This window comes from Pelotomaculum propionicicum (assembly GCF_004369225.1).
GTDB classification, from domain to species: domain Bacteria; phylum Bacillota; class Desulfotomaculia; order Desulfotomaculales; family Pelotomaculaceae; genus Pelotomaculum_B; species Pelotomaculum_B propionicicum.
Window position 1 is genome coordinate 17281 of record NZ_QFFZ01000023.1, and the last position, 21065, is coordinate 38345.

At 51.0% G+C, this 21065-nt stretch carries 11 protein-coding genes; 2 read left to right on the top strand and 9 right to left on the bottom strand.

The window, feature by feature from the left end:
* Positions 1 to 24: 24 nt before the first annotated feature.
* Entirely contained in the window at positions 25 to 792 is a 768-nt protein-coding gene (locus tag Pmgp_RS11055) for a hypothetical protein (protein WP_134214043.1), read from the bottom strand.
* Between the two features lie 69 nt (positions 793 to 861).
* On the bottom strand, positions 862 to 1152 hold the full coding sequence (locus Pmgp_RS11060; protein WP_134214044.1) for a hypothetical protein: 291 nt from the start codon (positions 1150 to 1152) through the stop codon (positions 862 to 864).
* Positions 1153 to 1275: 123 nt separating this feature from the next.
* Between Pmgp_RS11060 and Pmgp_RS11065 the strand changes: the two genes are divergently transcribed.
* Both Pmgp_RS11065 and Pmgp_RS11070 read left to right on the top strand, forming a co-directional pair.
* Positions 1276 to 1488, top strand: coding sequence for a hypothetical protein (locus Pmgp_RS11065; RefSeq protein ID WP_134214045.1), 213 nt, complete (start codon positions 1276 to 1278; stop codon positions 1486 to 1488).
* Positions 1466 to 1903: a type II toxin-antitoxin system VapC family toxin gene (locus tag Pmgp_RS11070; protein WP_192902898.1), complete on the top strand. Its 438-nt coding sequence runs from the start codon at positions 1466 to 1468 to the stop codon at positions 1901 to 1903. Before Pmgp_RS11065 ends, Pmgp_RS11070 begins: the two co-directional genes overlap by 23 nt.
* Positions 1904 to 2515: 612 nt before the next feature.
* Here Pmgp_RS11070 and Pmgp_RS11075 read toward each other — a convergent pair.
* The 7 genes from Pmgp_RS11075 to Pmgp_RS11105 all read right to left on the bottom strand — a co-directional run bounded on the left by Pmgp_RS11075 (position 2516) and on the right by Pmgp_RS11105 (position 20663).
* A complete protein-coding gene (locus Pmgp_RS11075; protein WP_192902899.1) occupies positions 2516 to 3004 on the bottom strand; it encodes a dynamin family protein in 489 nt (162 codons plus the stop codon).
* A gap of 101 nt (positions 3005 to 3105) precedes the next feature.
* Positions 3106 to 4089 carry a restriction endonuclease gene (locus Pmgp_RS11080; protein WP_134214048.1) on the bottom strand — a complete coding sequence of 328 codons (984 nt, stop codon included), beginning with the start codon at positions 4087 to 4089 and terminating at the stop codon, positions 3106 to 3108.
* Positions 4090 to 4542: 453 nt separating this feature from the next.
* On the bottom strand, positions 4543 to 5070 hold the full coding sequence (locus tag Pmgp_RS11085) for a hypothetical protein (protein ID WP_134214049.1): 528 nt from the start codon (positions 5068 to 5070) through the stop codon (positions 4543 to 4545).
* 124 nt (positions 5071 to 5194) lie between these two features.
* Positions 5195 to 7258: a coiled-coil domain-containing protein gene (locus Pmgp_RS11090; RefSeq protein ID WP_134214050.1), complete on the bottom strand. Its 2064-nt coding sequence runs from the start codon at positions 7256 to 7258 to the stop codon at positions 5195 to 5197.
* Between the two features lie 12 nt (positions 7259 to 7270).
* Positions 7271 to 12292, bottom strand: a complete 5022-nt coding sequence (locus Pmgp_RS11095) for an Eco57I restriction-modification methylase domain-containing protein (protein WP_192902900.1) — start codon at positions 12290 to 12292, stop codon at positions 7271 to 7273.
* Positions 12289 to 15144 (bottom strand): helicase-related protein, encoded by a 2856-nt coding sequence (locus Pmgp_RS11100; protein ID WP_134214052.1) that lies wholly within the window; start codon positions 15142 to 15144, stop codon positions 12289 to 12291. Before Pmgp_RS11100 ends, Pmgp_RS11095 begins: the two co-directional genes overlap by 4 nt.
* Positions 15141 to 20663, bottom strand: coding sequence for a DEAD/DEAH box helicase (locus Pmgp_RS11105; protein WP_192902901.1), 5523 nt, complete (start codon positions 20661 to 20663; stop codon positions 15141 to 15143). Before Pmgp_RS11105 ends, Pmgp_RS11100 begins: the two co-directional genes overlap by 4 nt.
* Positions 20664 to 21065 lie beyond the last annotated feature (402 nt).

Below are 21065 nucleotides of genomic sequence, written 5' to 3' on the forward strand. Positions count from 1 at the left end.
GGTTTTCTCCTGGGAATACGCTGCCTAAACAAATTCCAATTCATCCAACTTGGAAATGATCTCCTGATTTCGTTCATAGAACAGCAACTCTTTGTTGTGAGCGAAGTATCGGCTGCAGCCATGCCGACTGATGAATTTGGCTGCATATTCATTGATCGTCAATTCAGTTACCAAAATCAGCAATTCCTGTCCCTCGGAAAAGACTTCCTCGCAGAAAACGAACAGATGATCGAGCCGCTTCCCCGTGAGCTCCGACTCTTTCTTCATATCCGCAACTCGCTGCTCAAAATCTTTCCTGAGCACCTGAAAAGCGGCCGCGCCGTCCGTCTTTTTGCCGGATTCCAGCAGTTGCTTCATTTCTTCCCCGAGAATCACAATGATCCGGTTCAGCGCGTACAGCTTGCTGTCAGAGAAGAACTTCGCCTTTTTGCCGGAATCCAGCGCCCCTTTCTGCTGCCGGATCCATCCGTCCAATACCTCAACGGGCTCGGCGGCGGTTTCGAGCATCTCCGCTTTGACATTTTTCAGGATACCAAGCAAGTCCAGGATCATATCTTCCTTCTCGATCCTGACGCGCGTCTCTTCCGTTATCTTTTCCAACAGCAGGCCGAGCAAGGCCAGTCTTTCATCGAACCGTGCCTTCGCGGCACGGTTCTTGATTTCTTCCGTTGCGTTCCCGGACAGGATCTCATCCACCTGATAATCAGATTTGACTTTCCTTAGCCTGGCCAGTTCCTGTCCGTGCCAATTTCTTTCTTCCCAAGAGCGTGCTTTTCGAAGTTCAGAATACATACTGTCAGCATAAACAGGAATTTCATACCAGTAATAGATATTCTTAAACCCGCCGTATTTGTTTTTAACTTATACAATGTCAACTAGCCCGTATTCATAAAGTTTTTTAATGATCTCTTGGGCTTTGTTGACCCCACACTTAAAAGCCGTAGCCACTTCTTTTATGTCCTTGTGATGCGACATATTATCCTCAGGATACTTTTGCCGGTCACACCAGGTGTAAATCATCAACCAGGCGGAAAATACTTCAAGCCCCAGCACCTTCATCCAGTGGTCCGCGTGGTGGAAAACCAGTGCCGGTAGTGACAACTCACGCCTGGGCTTATTAGGCTTTATCTTGAATATCATTTCTTTATCCATTATTTCCCTCCAATCTAAACTTTTTCACAAACAAAAAACGGCCAGCATTGAAGCCCACCGCAGTGGATTGCTCCTGCTGACAGGATATGGTATAATATCATTAAAACATTGAGGTGATACAACATGGCCATTGAACGCCTGGCTGAAGAAATACGTAAACTAACCCCCAGTCAGCGTGAAGAACTATTTAAAATGTTTAACGTTCCTGTTCCTGAATATGAAAAAAGAGGCGGTCCAAACGACCCTTTTTCTCGGTTGATTGGAAAGGTTAATGGTCCTAAAAATGGTTCTCAGCGGTATAAGGAGGATTTATATGGTGGCAAGGACCCCCTCTAAACTTTTTATCGATTCTGCTGCATTAATTGCTATATTTAGCAAAAACGACCAGTACCATGATATTGCCGTTGATTACTATAGTTCTTTAACCAAGAAAACAACACTAATTACAACATTACTTGTAATATCAGAGACCTATACGTGGTTCAGATACCATGTTAACTATAGAACAGCTATAGAATTCTTAGATGTTATTCAGGATTCCATTGCCTCTAAATGGTTAAATATTATCTACCCTGATCCAGTTTTGGATACTCAAGCGCAAGTAATCTTGCGCCAATTTCAAGACCAGAAGCTATCATATGTTGACGCAATAAGTTTTGCTGTCGTTGAAAACATAAAAATAAAAGACGTATTTGGTTTCGACTCTCATTTTCGTATTAAAAAAACAAATGTTTGGCCCCTGGGCTTATAGTCGATTTTAGCTCGCAGGGACCACCAGACCGTGCCATTACAGCGTTACCACCTCCTCGGCGAAAAAAAAGACTCCTAAGCCTTATCATCCGGAGCTTCGGGGTCTTTATTTTGGTGTGCCTGCTGGTGTGCCGATTGGTGTGTCGAGGTGGGGCAACGCCCGAAAACTAAGGGTTCCTTGCGGAACCCTGTCTAGTCCTTCCATGTGATATAAAAATGCAAAAAGCCTTGATTGTGACTTTATCCATAACTTGGCCACGGCCTAAAGCATAACTTGGCCAAAACGACCCTTTTTGGGGGTCGTTTTTTAGGTCCTCTTCCTAGCTACCTAGGAGCATAACTTGGCCGGAAGTTCAAAATAGAAGCATAAAGTGGCCAGGAGTTCAATGCCATGTGTCAAACATTAGCCTGTTCCATTTAATCTTCGAAACCTTGTAACAAATCTCGGAATTGAAAACTTCTGGTAAATTGATTCTCCAATGTCAACACTTTACTGCTTTCAGGCTTACATCCGATGGTCGTAACACACACCAGGTGGGATAGTTCATCTTCGTGGAGTTACTGCAGTGCAGCTTTCTCGAACGCCTGGAGACGGTCACCAAGTCCTGGTGTGTTAATGATCCGGATGTGTCGCAAACAAGGCCAGCTTATGAAGGTATAACTGTACGTCACTGCAATTGAACTGCTGCTCAGATGGGGTGTCCTGCTGGCGCAAGAACCTCATCGCCTTGTCAAGCGACACAAAGCGCTCAACTAAACCGTCACGCAGGATCTTCTCTGCATGTTCAGGCTCACCTTGATCCGCAGCAAGCAAAACAGACAACACTTCATCGGTCGGCCTATCCGAAAGAAGCAGCAGCTTCCGACCAAATAGGGAGTTGATGAAGGACGACTTCCCCACCGATACTTGGCCGATAACGATCAGCGTGAACGTGGAGGAAACACGGTGGAGGACCCGCTCAAACCAGTCGAGATCGGCTAGAAAAGGGTATCGCGACAGATCAAGCTTTACAGCTAATGAGAGTTCGGCGACCTCATAAATCAAGGCTTTTAGCAGTAGTAAATTTGGGTCGCCTGTAAGGATCTCCCAGGCTGGTGTCATGATGGTCATCTACCTCCTCATATGGCAACAGATCCTACCTCGGTCGTGTTGCTACCTAACGTCAGCATCACTGGCGCTGTTAAGCCCGGTGAATGCGGTTTTTAGGCCAGTAATTTTGCTCCATATCTTAACAAGAACGCTGCAACCTCAGGTCCAACCAAAAGAGCAACTGGTTTACCGCATTCTTCCCTCAATTTGTCCAATGCCTCTTCGACTACAGTGGTGACCGAATTAGCCGTCGAGATAATCAATCCCATATTTGCTTCCGGGTAATGCTCAAATGCACGCTTTATATCCTCAACAGTTTTGGTATCCCAGTGTTCCCCTTTATAGGATTTGACCTGCACAACTAAAAGCGATTGTTTTTCTAAACCAGGAATTGGCAACCCATCTTCAAAGGTTACAAGAATATCAGCTCCATGGTCGCCTGCACCGCCTTGCCACCGGACATCTATAACACCTGGAACTCTCTTGAATACCTCAGCAACCAAGCATTCAAAATCATAATTTGGGTGAGTATGATGAATGTGCTGTGTGATATTTAGCAGAAACGGCTGTATTTCATTTGACAAGAATCGAAGATTGGCTTCTGGTGTTCGCTGGGTTGGTGTAAATCCTTTTTTTAAAGCCTCTAATAATTGATTGAATTCATCTTTCAAATAAATCCGCCACCAACGTCCTTGAAGCTTGAGCCGTGAACGTAGGGCAGGATGAACTAAAGCGTCGTTTCTATTAAAAACATAGATGGTATTGGGGTCGACAGGAAACCGATGGTTAAAATCCTCATCCTCAAATTTCCATTGATACTCGCCTGTTACTTGTGCAATCGTGCATTTACCCCATTCGGGAACATTGATGTAAACAACATAATCGTCGGATTTAAAATCAAGCAGAAATGACTGATAACAGTCTTTCTCTTCATCTGACAAGCTGTCCCAGCTAATCGCCTCCACCCTGTGCTTCAGTTTTCTCAGGTCGGCGGATTCAATGTAGCTCCATCCAAATCTCCCCTCTCCGAGCTTCAATGAAGGCATGATATCAAACCAATCAGAACTGCCCTTTAACGCATAAATCGTAAAGTCCATAGCTACCCTCTTTTCTTATTCTCTTATTCGTAAAGGTTTTGTGCACTAAGCCATTATGAGGCGACTTTTTCATGGTAGTCTAACAATGATTATACTGGTCAGCATAACACCCCGAGCAACCCTATGTTGTCGACATAAGACGCCGACACACCGGTCAAAGGCTCTACCGTAAACACGCTTTGCGCTTCCATATTCCATCAGCCAGGATATTATGCGGATCAATATAAGACATTAGATTTGCATACCATTTCTCGGTAAATTATTATGGTTCCTTCTTGTTTTTGCTATAATCAATCGTCACTTTTCGATTGTTTCGACAACCGATCTCTTTATTTGGCAATGGCAGCGGCCCGGCTATTGCTTAAAGTGCAAGCGGTGGTTAGGTTATAATCATAGCGCCCAAATATATGTTATGAGGAAATCCAGTTCTCTGATAGAACGGAAATTCTCTCATCACATCTTATCTTCCTCACCGAAAAGTTCAAATTGTTCTTTAGTAGGTGGATTGGGCAGAAGGCGTCCAAATAGCATCTTGGTTTCCGGGTGAGCTTCGAGACGTAGGCAAATAGCCGCTTCCAGATCCTTAGGCGGCTTGCTAGTCGTAGTCACAATATATTGGAAGGGCGCTTTATCTTGACCGCCATATTCATTGGTCAAAATCCACATGGATCGCAGGTAGCGACTATAAATGTGCCGGTCGAGGTCGGCCTCGCGGGGGCTGTCGTGTAAAAGGAAACGCGGATGGTGGCCAATTCCCCGGCATGAACACATCATCGCAGCCACATCAGCCAAAACTAAAGCCAGAGTCTCGACTGCCTCGCCCGACAGACCAGTCGCCTCCTCGATGTGAAACTGCAGTTCGCCCTTCGGCATGCGAAGGGTTCCGGAGTAGGTGTCTGAAAGCGCATTCTTGATTAAGGCATCATATATTTCGTTGATGGATTCCAGATGTTTGTGATAGGACTCCTGCAGTCTTCGCAATTCATCATGCTTCCGTTCAATGTTCTCGCGTAGTTCAACGGTGCGGGCGTTTTCCTAATACAATTGGGTGTTCGGTGTTCGGCCTTCAATCAGGTCAAGGGTTTTTTGAAGCTGCTTCAAAATGTTACTCCCAAAGCGACACATTCTGATTCTGCTGGCGTGGCATGGCTATGTTAGCCCGGAGCAGAAGTTCCTCGGTTCTTGCCGCGTTTAAACGAAGTTTGACGTACTGGTCTGTATTTAGCTCCGGCGGTGGAGAGGTTGTTGTCGTAATCACATACTGAAAAGGACAAGAGTCTGGTGAGCCGAAGTTTTCCTGAAGATTTGCGACAGCGCGGATAAAACTGCGGTATAGCCGAATACCGAGATCGGCTTCGCGAGGACTATCGTGCATAAGGAATCCCGGTAAATGCGCCGTTCTAATAACAGAGCTGTAAATCAAGCAACTTAAATCGGCAAGTAATACGGAGAGCGTTTCAACGGCTTCACCAGTCATTGCTGGACCATGTGTGATTCGAAAGCTCAATTCTCGGTTTTCAAGGCCAACTTTTCCATCGTAGTTGCCGGATGAAAGCACACAACGCACAATCCCAGAGAAAATCGAATCCAATAGTCCGCGGTTATGGTCGTGCTGCCTTAGAAGTTCGGCCAGTTCTTTTTCGATTTTGGCGATTTCACTTCCCGTGGTATCGAGTTCTCGGCGCAGTAGGTCAAGTTCTTCGTAACCATCAAGTCGGTCACGTTTCTGTATCCAGGCGGCAAGTTCACTATATGTACGCTCTAAATCTCGAAGTAACTCGTGTTGTTCTCGGGTATAGGCTTGCAAGGCGTCACGCTTTTTCAGGGCGCTTTGTCGCTCCTCGCTAATTAGTTTAATGGACTCTTGAAGGTGTGCCTTCTCCTCGTCAATCCTCCTGCGCTCCTCGACACATCTGGCTTCAGCCTGTTCCATTGCACGGGCATCCTGGAGTTCAGTTAATTGCAGGATACGTTGACGTTCTTGAATATACCTGCACTCACGGATCAAAACATCACCAAAAGGACATTTTCCATCTTTGAACTTTTCTATATTTTTGCGCTGTTCTGCTCGTTTGGATAGGCCGTCATCAAGTTCCAGACTTTTAGCAGTGTCCTGAGCGAAGAGGGCTTCCAATCTAGCAAGTGTCTCTTCTTGCCGTCGAAAATCTGAACCAAGATCATCAATCTGCATCTGAAGAGCGATAATTTCTTGCTCGGTTTTTTCGAAACTCTCCTTAAGTTTCTTTCTGACTCTGGCTGTCAATCGCTCTAAATCATCAGGAAACAGAACTCCAGACCGAAAAGGCTGGGAATCAATATCGGCCTCATTTGGTAAAAGAGACTTCAGGGATTGACGTAGCTGGTAATCATAAAGGTTTACACGGAATTGGGGTTCTCGCCGCTTATCCTCGAGCTCCTTAGTCAACCTATCCTTTTTCCGCTGAAGTTCCGCAACCCTTTCCTCGCCCTTGAGTTCACCCGGCAAAAAAAGCCCTAGAACCGTCCGCATTAAGAAGAGCGGTCCTGCCTTTGGAAACCTGAAGGAGGGTGTATCCGCTTCACTGCGTGGAGAGCGCCAGTCATGGATGTTCTGGAAACGCGTTTCCTGATCCCGTGTGCACCAGGCAAGGATATGAAGCCACTGAATGAGCTCCCCTGTTTGCACAATCCCGCCTGTTTCAAGCTGGTCAAGCAAGTTCTCCAGGCCAATCTTTTGTGTGTATGATTCCTGAGTTACAGAGCGCCCACGCTGCATAAGTAAGTCCTCAATAGAGGCGTCCTCCTTGATGTACGACATTCGACCACTGCCGAACGGGCGTCGAACAGCCCATCTTTGACCACGAACATGAAGTTCAGCGGCCACGTATCCATTCGGGAATGCACTGCGGATAAGCTCCATAGTAGCCTTTGTTCCAAAGGTCTTTTCTCCAAGGACGTACCGTAGTAGCCGACAGAAAGTCGTCTTACCAGCGCTGTGCCCTGTGATCTCGGCCGGTGAGCTATCATCTTCTGCCTCTTCCGCCCAAATGATGTTCAGTCCACGAGTCAGGGGAACATCCCGAATCACGACGGGATCAGGTGCAATCTGATCGAAGATCACGAGGCGACTCACCCAGACATCCGGTTCAGATCGAACGGGCTTTAGGTTGAGCTCCTTGAAAAACTCCATTTCGTCAGCCTCCTATGCGATAGACTGATAAAACCTGTGCTGTTCATGAAATGCCTGTATGATCCGCAATTGATCCTGTGGAACCGAAGACAGGTTCTTGCGAAGCTCACCGACTCGTTTTATAGCCTTTATTGCGTACCCAACAACCTCATCTACACCGTTCAGGTTATTCTTGGCGGTTACGAAATTAACTCCTAAGCTGATTTTCTGGCCTTCATTCCCATGTTCAACAGAGATCGCCTGCTGCTGTTCGAGATAATCCCTACACTCTTTCCATTTGATTGACTTATTATCACTCACAAACAAATCTCTCGGGGTGGAGTTACAAACAACCTCAAAAGCGTGATGTTCACTGTGATCCAGAAATATCTTGCACCAATCGGGGTGAGTGGCTAGTAAAAGCGCATCAAGATGATCTGCACTGGAAAGTCCGGGAGACTGCTCCACAATAGCCAGTGCCGCCGCGCAAATAGCTCTATCGACATTATTGGCAGGATAGATCATAGCTTCGAATTCCTCCAGCGGGATTTCTTCCGGTCTCAAAACTACCTCTTTCTTGGGCAAGTGAATGTGAGACGGCCAGTTGGAGCGATCCCAATGGGCTATGGGAATGAAGTTGCCATCGGCGTCCATAGGCGGACCAGGTGGAGGATTCAGTCGCGTCTGGTAGCGGACAGTAGCCTCCTGACCGGCGGCCAAGGCAGCAACGTTCTCGACCGACACTCGCGCCATCTCGTCGTAGATTTCAAGGATCATTTCCTTGGTACGGTAGTTTCCATATGCCGTCTCATCTCGCTTACGCAGGATGCGAAACGTGTTCATAATATATTTGACCGCATGGCGCGGCGTCGGGAAATACTCTATCAGTTCCCTGGAGCCAGTCTCCTTCCATTCTTGGTCGCTGCCGAGATATAGATGGAAAAACGCAGCGTCCAGTTCTGCGCGGATGAGAAATCTACGATCTTCATCCCAAACAAAGGGAGGACACTTACACTCACAATCTTCTGATAGTGCATCTAAATCCCATGCCGTCTGGCTGAGTTCAAGAACTCGCGCAGCCATCCATGTGCGCAAAATGCTTTTATTGTCCCAGACAGGGCGGAGGATAAGAGATGAAGGGGGGATTACCGGAAGCTGTTTCAGAACAAAGTAGCTCATTGAGCTTCCGCCAACGCTCTGCCTCGCAATGTAGTCGAGAGCAAAACTGTTCATTGCAGCTAGGAAACAGTAGGTATCCTGTGGTCTGAGATCTGTAAAAGCCAATGGTGCTTTATGACCAATGCCAACCTTTGGAATTATCGAAAACACCGCTGTTCGCAGCACCGCCGCGCTGGTCACGTCCCGGAAGGCCACGAACCAGTGCGGCGAGAACCGTTCCAGCAGTTCCTCCGCGAGCGGCACGGGGTCGGAGGGAAACGCGGTAATTCGCTCCACGTCGGCTCGCGTCAGTGGAAAACGTTCCTGCATCCGCTCACACCGCATATCAAAGAGCCATTTATTCAGCGTATCGATTTGGCTATCGGTCACCGAAACACGTAAAGCAACAGCAAGAAGCTTCTGAGCCTGCTCCTCATCACCTGCCTTTCGATAGTACCCAGCAGCCCAGTAACAGAAAGCTTTTATGATTGCCTCATTCCGCCACTTCTGCGGGAGTTCCAGCGCGGAGGCCAGCAATTCCGGCCGCTTCGGAATTCGTGCCTTCACTTCTTCCTCAGCTAACCAATAGCGCGGCAATGGCAGGAGGTTCGGATCGCGATGCTGTTTCGGGGTCAATTCCGGAAGCTTGCCCTGGTTGGCCTGTGCCTCGGTCTGACCCTCGTAGGTACCGAATCGATGGTCGAAATGCCAGAACATCTTACCCTCGTAAAGAGGCAGGTAGATGTCATCGTCCCGGGTAAAGACGTTCCCGTTGAGAACGAACCCCTCTGCTTCAAGCTGCTCTCGGGTACGGAACAGCCCTGAGTCGTTGGCCATGTGGAACATTGTAGCGAATTTGATGCCCCATTGGTTCTCTTCACTCTGCTCCTCCGTGGCTTCTCTGACGAGAACTGGGATGCGCCGGTAGATATATTTGGTCAACTCTGCATCCTGTTTGTAACGGAAGATAGGGCACGTACGCGTGTTGGGGTTTATCAGCGCGATGTCTTCGAAAGACAAGGTGAAGTGCCGTTCCTCCTCAGCGAGCTCAGTAACTGCATTGACCCCGAAAACTATGTCCACGCCAAGCGATTCTAAGTTACGCCCCAACATCACCAAGAGGGCGAATTTATTCCGATGGTCAATACCAGGGAACAGTTTGCCTTCGTTCTCGAACATGTAGATTGATTGTAAAGCCCTACTGTCTATCAGGTCACGGAAAAAGAACTTAGTCGTGTCATCAGTGGCGATGCCGGAGGGCACGATGCATCCAACCCGGCCTTGCGTGTTCAGAAGGCTCCGCTTCAACTCTGCGAAAATGGAGTATGTGTTCACGTCACCCCTACCGCAGAGCGGATATTTTCCAGTGTCTCGGACGAGACGACTTTCGCCCTCAGCTCTATGCAACGCATCCTGAAACGCCTGGTAAAGAAGCGGGTCGGTCTTCCATAGCTCCGCGATCTTGCGTCGGCGTATGGCTGCATTAGGTGCATTGGCAACTTTAGGACTGCGTGAAGCGAAAAACTCTTTCTCCTGGAGCTTGATCCGTTCCCACGGCGGATTCCCCAACACGCAATCAAACCCGCCCGACCAACCGGTCACCTCATCCTCTGCGATTTCAACACTGGGTTTGGGCCTGAACAGATCCGGGAATTCCAGATGCCAATGAAAGAACTGGTATTCCAGGGACAGGCGGATGATTTCCTCGCGCATCCAATGCGGGCAGGCGTGAGGATAGTGCCTTATTCTGTCAAGGATTTCTTGGGTAATTGGATAAGGCAGTTCATCGGAATAGCGTTTTACCCAAATAAATGCGGCGCACCATGCGTCGTATAGGAGTTTTCCGAAGAGGTAACCGTTTGAACGCACGAACTGGGAATAGGCGTCCTCTTTGCGCTGCAGTCCGTCCAGGGTGGAATCGTCAAAGGCGTCAATTCTCAGCAAGGCGGGCCCTAGATCACCAAGTTGTTCCCAGGGTGATCCATCCGGAGCAAAAAGCGAACGGCTACCTAGTCTTTCCTCCCGGTTTCTCTTACGGTATTCCTTGCAGAAGTCCTTGTCGTCCCCTTCGATGGGCTTGAAGGCATCGTCAGGGATTCCTCGTCTAATCAAGGCCGGTGTGGAGCCAAGCAGGCTGTTGCCGCACTTGATGTGGTGATCCAGAAAAGCTAATGGCTTGCCCGGTTCCACGGCCTCCATCCACAAGCTGACTTTGCAAAGCTCAACGGACATAGGGTTGATGTCCACGCCGTAGATGCAGCGGCCGATTACGTTACGCAGGGCGCGTTGGTATTGTTTGGGCGCAGGTTCATCCTCTCCCGTACGAATGGCAGCCAGCCTTTTGGCGATACGGTGGGCAGCCGCGATGAGGAAATGGCCGGAGCCACAGGCCGGGTCGCAGATCTTAAGGTCGAGTAGGGCCTTTTCTGGGTCCGCCTTTTTGCAGGCCTCGTTCAAAACCGGACCGAGAGCCGAATCAAGGAGGCAGTTCACCAGGCTGGACGGCGTATAATAGGAGCCGGTGGTCTTGCGTTCCGACCCCGCGGCAACAGTAAGCTTGAATCTGTCTTCCGGGCTGGATGCTTCCATGTGGATGGACGGTTGCATTTCCAGCAGTGATTCGTATACGCTGCCGAGTTCCTCCGGGCCAAGGTTGCGGTAGTTGATAGGACGCAGCACATTGCGGTCCACTGTATAGGTCAGAGCGTGAAAGGCCTTGAGCAGGTCCGTATTGGCGATATCCTGATCGTTTAGGTCGGCAGTCGCACCGGCCGAGAACATATAGCCGCCCAGGGCGGGCAGGGCCAGTTCCGGACAGCCGCCGTGAAGCTTATCAAGAACGAGCCGCAAGGCCCGCCAGAGATCGGGATGCCGCGTTCCACGTGTTTTTCCCGCGAGGGATCGCAGCCGCAGGGTCGAGTAGTGGTCGAGGTAGAGCTTACGGGCCTCGGCCTGAGCGTTGGGGTCAGATAGCAACTCTCGATCTTCAGCGACGAAAATAAATAAAAGCCGGTAAACCTGGCGGAGAACCTGGCGGTAATAGTCCTGCGTGCTGAGGGTGCCGGAGCGGAGTTTTTCGCGTAACGCCATATTGCCGGGATAAGCCAGAAAGCCACCACCCAGGGCTTCAATAGCCCTCCGGACTCCGTCGCGGAGTTGGTCAAGAGCGCGGACGCCTTGCCGGGCGGCGGTGTTGTACCATTTCTCCAACCAGCAATGCTCGGAACCTTTTCCTTCGGGTACTTCGACGCGGGACTGATGGCAGAGTAAAAAAAGCAGGAAGAAATCGCTGTATGCCTCCGAGTCCATCATGGCCTGGAGGTCGAACTCGACGTAGGCTTGGCGGGTGAGCGAAACATTATCGCGCAAAAGACGCAGATTCAGCCCGTTGGAGACAAAGCCCCAGATATGGTTTCCCGAACGGTTGAGCAGTTCCTGGACGAGGCTGTGCGGGCTGACCCGTGCGGCACCGGCTCGGCCGGGTGTCCGCTTGTCGAGGTCCTGACGAAAGCTGACCAGGTGGATGGGCGTGTTCTGCCACTCGTGACTGATCGGATACGTTTTGCCCTCGACTTCGTAAGCTTTGCGGGTGGTGAGACGGCCATACTCGAGTTCCTGGAAAAGAATGAGAAGCCAGCGTTCGCGGGTTAGACTGGTGCCCGCGTCGTACTCGGGCAGTGCCTCCATGGCCTTTTTAAAGCCTTCCCAAGCGCCCTGGAGGCGGTGCCATGCGCGGGTTGCCGCCTCATTGAGGCGTTCGGATTTGGCCAAATGATAATCTTCGGGCCGAAGCCCTGGAATATCGCGGTCGCCTTCGAGGATACGGCGCAGTAGATCAACCGGGAGGATGGCTCCCTCTGTTTTAACAGTCTGAAAGGTATTCTGTGTGCGTTTCATACGGCACCTACCTTCTCCGGCAAATAGACGTAGATACCGATAATGTCGGGTGGCAATTCGGGCCGAATCTCGTGACGAACACCACTCCATCGGGTAGCGGACCGCACGCGGCGGTGGGCATTGAGAAGCTGCTGTCCTCGTTCGGTAACGAAGCGCTCCAAATTTGGCTTTAATGCCTCAATGCCATCAATCACACGTTGAACGAAAAGGGTGGCCCGCTCGCGATCGATGTTCCGAGACGGTTTAGCATCTAACAAGTCAGCAACTTGGCATGAGTCGATCCACTCAGCTTCCGTTGGTGCCCCGGCGAAGCCGATAACCTGACTATCTTCAGCAAGGAGCTGTTTTTCCTTTTCTCCATCGCGCATAATGACATGGTAGCGATAGCGCAACAACAGCAAGGTTGTTCTGCGCTGAACCGCTTCGGTATAAATCACGCCACAACGACGGCCAATGGCGTTTTCATCACCGTCAAGAGCAGCGTTCAGAACATATGTGGCCAGACCCTCCACAATTGGATGGGTGCGCGTAAGGTATAGCACGCCGTCGTTCACCGGCAATTCAAAGCGCGCCTTGAATCTCTTAATATTGCCACAGAGTTCGCGTAGCGCCAGTGGAACTGCTGATAGTTCGAAGACCGTGCAGTTTGTATTATCTGAGATTGATGCGCCATAGTCTTTCAGCACTTGTAGGGTAAAGGCTTCAACGTCTCTGCCTGTGCCGACGGCCTCTCTAACGGCTTCAACTTCACGAGCCACCTCTTCCACTCGTGCCTGCAAGGCTTCCTGCGCAAACATCGTTCGGGACCGCTTCTCACGCGTAGTGGCGTTGTCCCACTCATCCTGAAACCGGCGGTTGGCTTCATCTTGAAGAAGGTATTCATCAAGGTCAGGGAATAGACTTAACTGATATGGACCTATCCGTGCCGATTGTTCCCGGAGTAAAAGGCCTTCGAAAATAGCCTCAACAACCGCATTGCTGTCTGCGGGAACCGGTACGGAAATGCCGAGCGAACTGCGAATCCTGCGATGCTTCCTGAGAAGTACATCTAAAACAATCCCGTCTATTTGGTTATCGATGCCGTAATATGTCAGACAGCGAACAGTCGGCCTCGGCTGGCCAAAACGGTCTACCCGACCTTCCCGCTGCTCGTGGCGGGTGGGGTTCCAACTGAGATCATAATGAAATACCGCATCAAAATGATCCTGTAAATTGATGCCCTCGCTCAAGCAGTCAGTACAGACAAGAACTCGCGGATCTGACTGCGCAAGTTCAAGCACCCGGTTCTCGCGTTCCTCCGGCGGCAGCGTACCCGTGACCGCAGCCACAGCTACTCTATTGGGAAGCAACTCACGCAGATGTTCCGCCACGTATTCGGCTGTCTGAATGAAACGACAGAATACGATAGGCCGATAGCCTTCATTGAGAAGAGCCCTCAATAAAGTTACGGCCTTTTGAAGTTTTGCGTCGCCTTGTCCCCGGAGCTTATCCGCCTCATTGGCCAGATCGAGAAGCTGGCGGCGGGTCAGATCAGTCCCTTCGCCCTCACCTTCGGACAGACCTGCTCCTGGGGTAATATCGCTGGCATCGGGAGAGTCAACATCATCTTGGTCCATGACCTGCCGGCGGCCTACCTCGTCTGCTTCCTCGGCGGTGTTTGTATCGGCCGTGGCGCTCCGACTTCTGAGCGTTGCCGCAGCGGCTGCCGGACTGGATGACAGAGCGCGTAAAAGGGAGAGGGCCGACCACCACCGTACCCGCATCCTATGGTGTCCCCCTGATTCGTCTCGGACGATTTCGCGTGCATAGTTCAGGACCCGGATGAACAACCGTTTGTATTCGGGCGAAAGGTTGTATGTGTCTTCCTTGTCTTCCCGCTCCGGAAAGACCGTTTCCTTAAGGAAATACCTGATATCCGCGCGCCGCCGCTGGATAAAATGAGCAGCCACCCTTCTTCGAACTGCCTCGTTCTCCTTTCCGGCAAGATCCTCGGGAAGCTTGGCGAAATCCGAATTGAGAAAGCTGAGCAACGAGCGAAAGGCGGCTTCCTTGCCGCTATGGGGTGTGGCTGTCACGAAGATCATGTGTCGCGCAGCATTTGAGGCCAGTTCACGGATAAGTTCATACCGTTGATGCCGACTGCGATGTTGGCGTTCTTCATAAGCGCAGCCGTGTGCCTCATCAACGATGACCAACTCCGGACAAGTACGGATAAACTCGTTCCGCCGCCGGTCGGACTTGATGTAGTCGATGGAAGTAACGGTGAACGGATAGACCTCGTACAAAGACTGCCCGATACCGCACTGTCGCTCCAGCCGCCGGACCGTCCCGGACAGCACCAATTCAGCCTGAATATGAAACTTGTCGCTGAGTTCCTTTTGCCACTGTTCGGCTAAATGTGGCGGACATAACACAGTCAGTCGCTGGCATTCGCCCCGGTCGAGCAGTTCCCGGGCTATTAGCAGCGCTTCAATCGTTTTGCCAACGCCGACGTCGTCAGCCACCAGCAACCGAACAGGATCGAGTTTCAAAGCCATTAGCAAGGGGACGAGCTGGTATGGCCGAGGCTCAACTGCAATCTTGCCAAAACAGCGAAACGGCCCGGCACTCGAACGAAAGCCCAAACGGAGGGCATCTCGGAGGATTCTACAGGAATGGTAGTCGCCGATCTTTTCCGGATCGGGTAAGGAAAAGGATGCCGGCTTAACCTCCTCAAGGGCAGTACAAATGCCGGCGATCTCCTTGTCAGTGCCTCCCAGCGGGCGCGCGATGATCAGGTCGTCGCACGAATCGGGCATCACTACCCATTCCCGCCCTCTAGCTGTGATCAGTGAACCAACCGCAAAATTCATGATCCATCCCCAAATATGTTTGGAAAACTTTCTACAATGGATTCCCAATCATCGTAATATCTGAACCGGATAACGGTCCATCCCGCATCTTCCATACAGTTCGTCTGCTCCCGATCTCGTTCCTGACGATCCGGATAGTCGTGAGGAGGACCATCCACATAAACCGCTACCTGTTGGTCTTTATAAAGAAAATCAGGACGCGTGCGGCATTCCGCGACCAGGGTCTGGGAATGCGACGGTAGACGCAAATTGCGATCTTCAAGGAACTGTAACCAATCGCACTCCATTTGTGAGTTAGTCAAATTGAATAGGCCTTGAAGGTGCGCCGTTCGGGGGCGAGGCGCAGGCGATGTCTCTACACTACAGGCAGACAGATCCATCAGCAGGTCTCTGATCAGGTGGCGATCCAATAATTGGTGATCTAATTGGTTCGTGTAGGACATCAGGCAGTCGTAGCATGCCGCTTCGCAATTCTCTTTGGCATTCGGTGCACGCCGGAGATCTTCACCCGTATCCGGATTGAAATGGCACAGATCTAAGGCAGTTCGAGCGATACGGGGCACGGCGCTATGATCATCAACGACTCTTCGGAGAACGCCCGCCCCGCCTTCGGCCGCTTCATACAAAAGAATTGCTCGGCGATTGTCACGATCAGGGAGCGGTTCGGCTGCCAGTTCGCTGTTCTCCAATTCATAGCACGTTTGGATTGCGTTCTTGATCGCAGCCTGAAGCGTGGCCATTACACTTTCATCCAGACGACGCGAGAACTCGATGATCAGGCAGTTCTTGCGATCCTCAACGTATGGGATAACTCTAGCCGTCTTCGGTGTCATGGGATCGCCGTCGTCATCTAAATCGGCTTGGTGACGCTGCCAGTAGCCCCGCTCAATGTCGAGGACGAAACCGTCCTGGCCGTGATCCCGTAGACGTCGCGCCCAACCAAGGTTGATTCGCCACAGGGTCGCGGCGTTTCCAAAATAGAGCGACGCCACGTCTTGATCCCCGCATTTGACCTTGGCGATACGATAGGACGGTTGGCCACCCCGTTCGGCAAACCGCACTACCGTCTTGATCTCGTAGCCAAGTCGGAGTCGTTCTTCTTCGTCACAGTTAATCTGGTCACGCCTTTTGGTTACGACATTCTCAAGCCGGAAGAGTTGCCGAATTGGAGCTGGAAGCTGAGTGCCGCAACGCTCACATAGGTCTCGGGGCTGGCTATCGACATACGGATGCAGATAGCCGCAGGTTGGGCAAACTTTAGCTGCAGAGGTTTGCAACTCCTCGGTATCGCGGGCGGGCAATATGACTTGATTGATAATATAACGTGATCCTTCATGATAAATGATCGAGCGAGGCCCAAACTCGGAGATTGCCAGGAATCGTGGCCGTGAAAGAAATTCATCCTTACCACGTCGGAACCGACGGCCCGGAACGTAAGCCGATAGCGGAAGGCGCGGGAAGTTGTACCCCGGGAGGAATCCCTCACTGGCGAAATAACGATACGAGTAAAAATCGGATTGAATCAGGTTTTGGCTTTCCGTGAGCAGGCGAAGTTGAGCTTCAGCGTTCCTTCGAAGCTGTTCCGCTTGAGCGCGGTCTGCCGCCGGACGAGAGGCATCACGGATGACACGATCCTGCTTCTGAGCCTGCCGTAGTGCAGATAGATAAAGGTTACGCCAACGGTCACACGCCTGTTCGAAACGGATCGGGATATGCGACACCACCTCATGCAGCCAATCCGGGGTGTACCAATCCGACTGCGCGAGCTGATCTTGGATTGATTCCAAGATTGTCAAAGCCCGCTCCTCTGTTCGCCGCTTCGGAGCGTCAGTGTTGACCGCATCACGCACCTGATCAAGAAGCGTCATCGGCGGGTCATCGCCTCTGACATCAAGCAGGTCCTTTAGGGAAGTACGAAGGCTTAATCCTGCCTGCGCAAGCCAGACCGCGTGAACATGGGCACGGATGAGATCTTCATTGGTCAGGTCAACTTGCGGTGGAGAGACAGCCCCAGCCACCATCCGCTCAGGCCGTTTGAAAAAATACTGATCATGAGGACTGCCGGCTGAACAATACGTGAAAACTAATGCCGGCTGACCACTCCGCCCAGCACGACCGCTCCGCTGCGCGTAATTTGCCGGCGTGGGCGGAACATTCCGCATATTCACGGTGTTGAGCTGCGCAATATCAATGCCTAATTCCATGGTGGGAGAACAGAATAGAATGGGCAGCGACCCTTCTCTGAACTTGGCCTCACGCTCTTCTCTCTGCGCATAAGGAACTTGAGCCGTGTGCTCACGCGCCTCAATCCCCAGCGTCTCTTGGGCAAGAGAACGGTAATAATCAACGAAAAACTCGTTTGCCTGCGTACCCTGGTCCGACTGTGTGGGACGACGTATAGGGTCATGGTATCCTTGCATCCCATCACCCGCTTTCCATACCATCGCGGCAGCATTGATTTGGTAACCGGGGGGATCATCGCTATCGAGAGCTGCCTCCCGAATGACCTCAACCAAGCCATGAAGCCGCAGCCGGTCAAGTAGTTCCCGGAGAATCCGTCCGGTATCGACCAAAGTAAGTCGATAGCCGTGTTCATGGGCGATGGGGGAACGTCGCAAATACTGTCCATAGCCACTTTGCGGCGATAGGAAGATGTCGCCACCATAATCATTCTGTCGCCGCGCTCGGGGAAACAAGACTGAGGAGTGAACCATGTCCCGCACTTGTTCATTTTCATCCAGACCCCAAGGAGGCTGGAGCCGTTGGCGGCTACGCTGCAACAAACCCTCCTGATAAGACTGGGTGAGGTAATCAACTTTCACAGCAAGTTCACGACGCATGAAGTCAAGCAACACCGAGGCAATATCGTATCTACTTTCCGGAGATGCATCAGCAAGAGCGGGATGGCAGTTGGACCATATTTCGGTATCGTGACATGCTCCGAAAAGATAAGGGTACTCGATCTTAAGCAGGCCCACTTGCTCAAGATTTGGAGCCATAATACGCCAGCCACGCTTGAGGTCGCGATAGATTCGGTATCCGAGAACATCCCTCAAAACTCGATGCGTTTCTTCCCGAGCTAGCCCCCTCAACGTTGCATCCTGAGCGTACTGATCAAAGGGCAATGCCAAAGCATCGAAGACTCTCTGGGCAAGTTGATCATGAGAAAGGCCAGAATCACCGGAGGCCTGAGCGGCACGATACAATGCGGAACGGAGTAAACCCACCTCGACAAAATCGTTGAAGTGTCCGGCCTGCAACGATGCGTCCTGCCGATTGTCCGTGAAACTTAACAATTTCTTCGCGGTCTCATGAACAGGAAACTCCTTGAGGTTGCGAATAGCAGATAACGAAAGAATGGTTGTTGCCGTGCTTCGGCCCTCGCTTCCCAGAGCAGATAGTTTCTGAAAGTCGCTACGCTGTCTGAACCCGTAGGATACACCACAATGCAAACAAAACCGAAACGGTGCCGGGACGAACCATGCGTTTATACCGGTCCCGCCCAGTTCACCATTGGGTTGCACCCGAATTGTTTGAGGAAGGTACTCTCTTCTGCGCTGCACCACGCGGCCCGTTTCATCTACCCAGTCATCGGGCAAACGCCGGAGGAACTCCTCCGATCCCTCCTCGGGCCACGAACTTCCTTCACTGATGTAGATATATCCGGCTTTGACATCCCCCTCATTAGCCCTATCACTAAAGTCTCGAGGGATAAACTGCACTGTGCCGCGCTCTGAGACATCTTTCTTCCAGACCGAGTAGTATTCTTGGCCGCACTCACGGCAAAAAACCAAAGGTAGCAGGACTTTATTTCGGTCGTCCGGGACAAATTGCTGTCCTTGTAACGTAATATATCGCGAGGTTTCCGATTCGGGTGAGGCGTAAACAGTATCGCCTCGACTGATGAATTGGTGAATACGAAAGGCAAATGCTGGTAAACCCGTGTCAGGATGTGGTAGTTTGAACCCAGCGATAAGAGTGTCTTGGATAGAACCTACACAGCAATCATGATCGATGCCGGTCTTCTCGGCCAATCTAGCCGCCACGCCCTTCGCCCCCCGAATACTGGACGGAATTTGGCGCACAAGTCGCCCACTTGACTGTTCCCGTTTAACCCCCAGGGTAGTTTCTATCCAAATGGCAAGTGGATCGTACTTGAAATCATTGAAGTTGTTTGGTGGATTGTTACCGAGGCGAGTCCGCAACCGGTCGATGAATTCAGGTGTCTCGACGTTTTCGTCGGCCGTAATGCGCCTCAGGCTTTCACCAATGATATTCTCTGGAGGCACCGTAGATCCGAAAAGTAATGAAGCAGCTTTGCTGACCTCAACTCGTTGATCCTCCCACGATCCGGTACTGGCCAACGTGGCTGAAGTACCCACACACTGCAGGTTGTACGCTCCCAACGCTTCACGTGTTCGTCGAACGAGCATTGCCACATCTGCACCCTGTCGGCCTCGGTAGGTATGCAACTCGTCGAGAACAAGAAACCTCAATCCTCGCGCAGCCCTCACAAGATTTGCTTCCTGAGGCCGAGTTAGAAGGAGTTCGAGCATCACATAGTTTGTGAGCAGGATATCCGGTGGGTTAGCTATGATCTCGTTCTTCTCATCCTCAGATTCTTGTCCGGTATATCTCCTGAACGTGATAGGACCTCGTTGGTCAGGATAGCCGAAGTTGATGAATTTCTCCAGCTCGCCAACCTGGCTATTTGCTAAGGCATTCATTGGGTATACAATAATTACCTGAATGCCTCTTCTTGGACCATTCTGAAGCACATGGTTGACAGCCGGTATGAGGTACGCCAAGCTCTTTCCAGATCCTGTACCAGTCGTTAAGACATAGTCACGACCTAGTATTGCAATCTTTACTGCATCTGCCTGATGCCGATGGAGGCGGAGCGGTCGAGCCTGTCCGCTGGGAGTATCCTTGATCCGAAATATTCTGCTACATTCTGGGTGGATAACACCTAAATTTACGAGTTCATCAACTGTTTCTCCAGGCTCGAAAGCTGGGTTCAACTGGACAAGTGGCTCTGGCCACAACGCACCATTTTGGAGTTCGCGGTTGACATTATTTGCTATCTTTTCGTCACGGATGTTGATGAAGCTCCGGACAAAACGTGAATAGTCCTCAATCAACCGATCACGAAGGTCGAAGGCGTGCATTACTGACCACTCTCCGAATGTAGGTGTTGATTCAAGGTAATTCAAGCGATCATTAATCCAGGCGCGTAGTCGGTTCTTTGACGTTGTATCGCGAACTTGTATGTAGATACGACGAGCTTCTTCGTGACACTGGGCCATCTCTAAACAGCTAGCTTGACTGACTTGGTTAGTGGTCGCGTCCTCGTGGCGGCCCTCCTGTTTCAGTAGGGTCACGATAAGTCCTTCAAGTGAAGCAACCTCGCTCGCTAGTTCACGACGCCGTTTCACGGTACGCCGGTCATTGTCCGCATTGAGCCGCTGGAGCTCAAGAAGTTTTACAGATTTTTTGGAACGTAGTTCGTCAAGATTCATCGCGGGCCTCCGCGCGGTAATCATAGTACCAGAGATACGTCTTTCTCTGTTGGAAGTTAGATACGCAAACAAAGCCCGGCCTTTCGAATGGGTTAGCAAGCAACTGGTCTCTCTTTTTGTCCCGCAGTGCTACTAGATCGCCGGACTCCTGGCCGCTCACCTCGAGTAGCCACTGCCCGTCATTTAACCAAAAATCAGCCTTGTCGCCACGCTGTGTCACCTCGGTGATTTGAGCCTTTGGGCAGTCCGCCGTGACAACACATGCAATGCCTAGGGCTGCGAACTCGGTTAAAACCGGCGCCTGATATGTATTCTTACACTTTTCGTAGTCGCTTCGAAGATTTGACCAACGTAGTTCAACGCAACGTTCGTTAGCTTCCGCATTAACCTCGACGGCCTGTC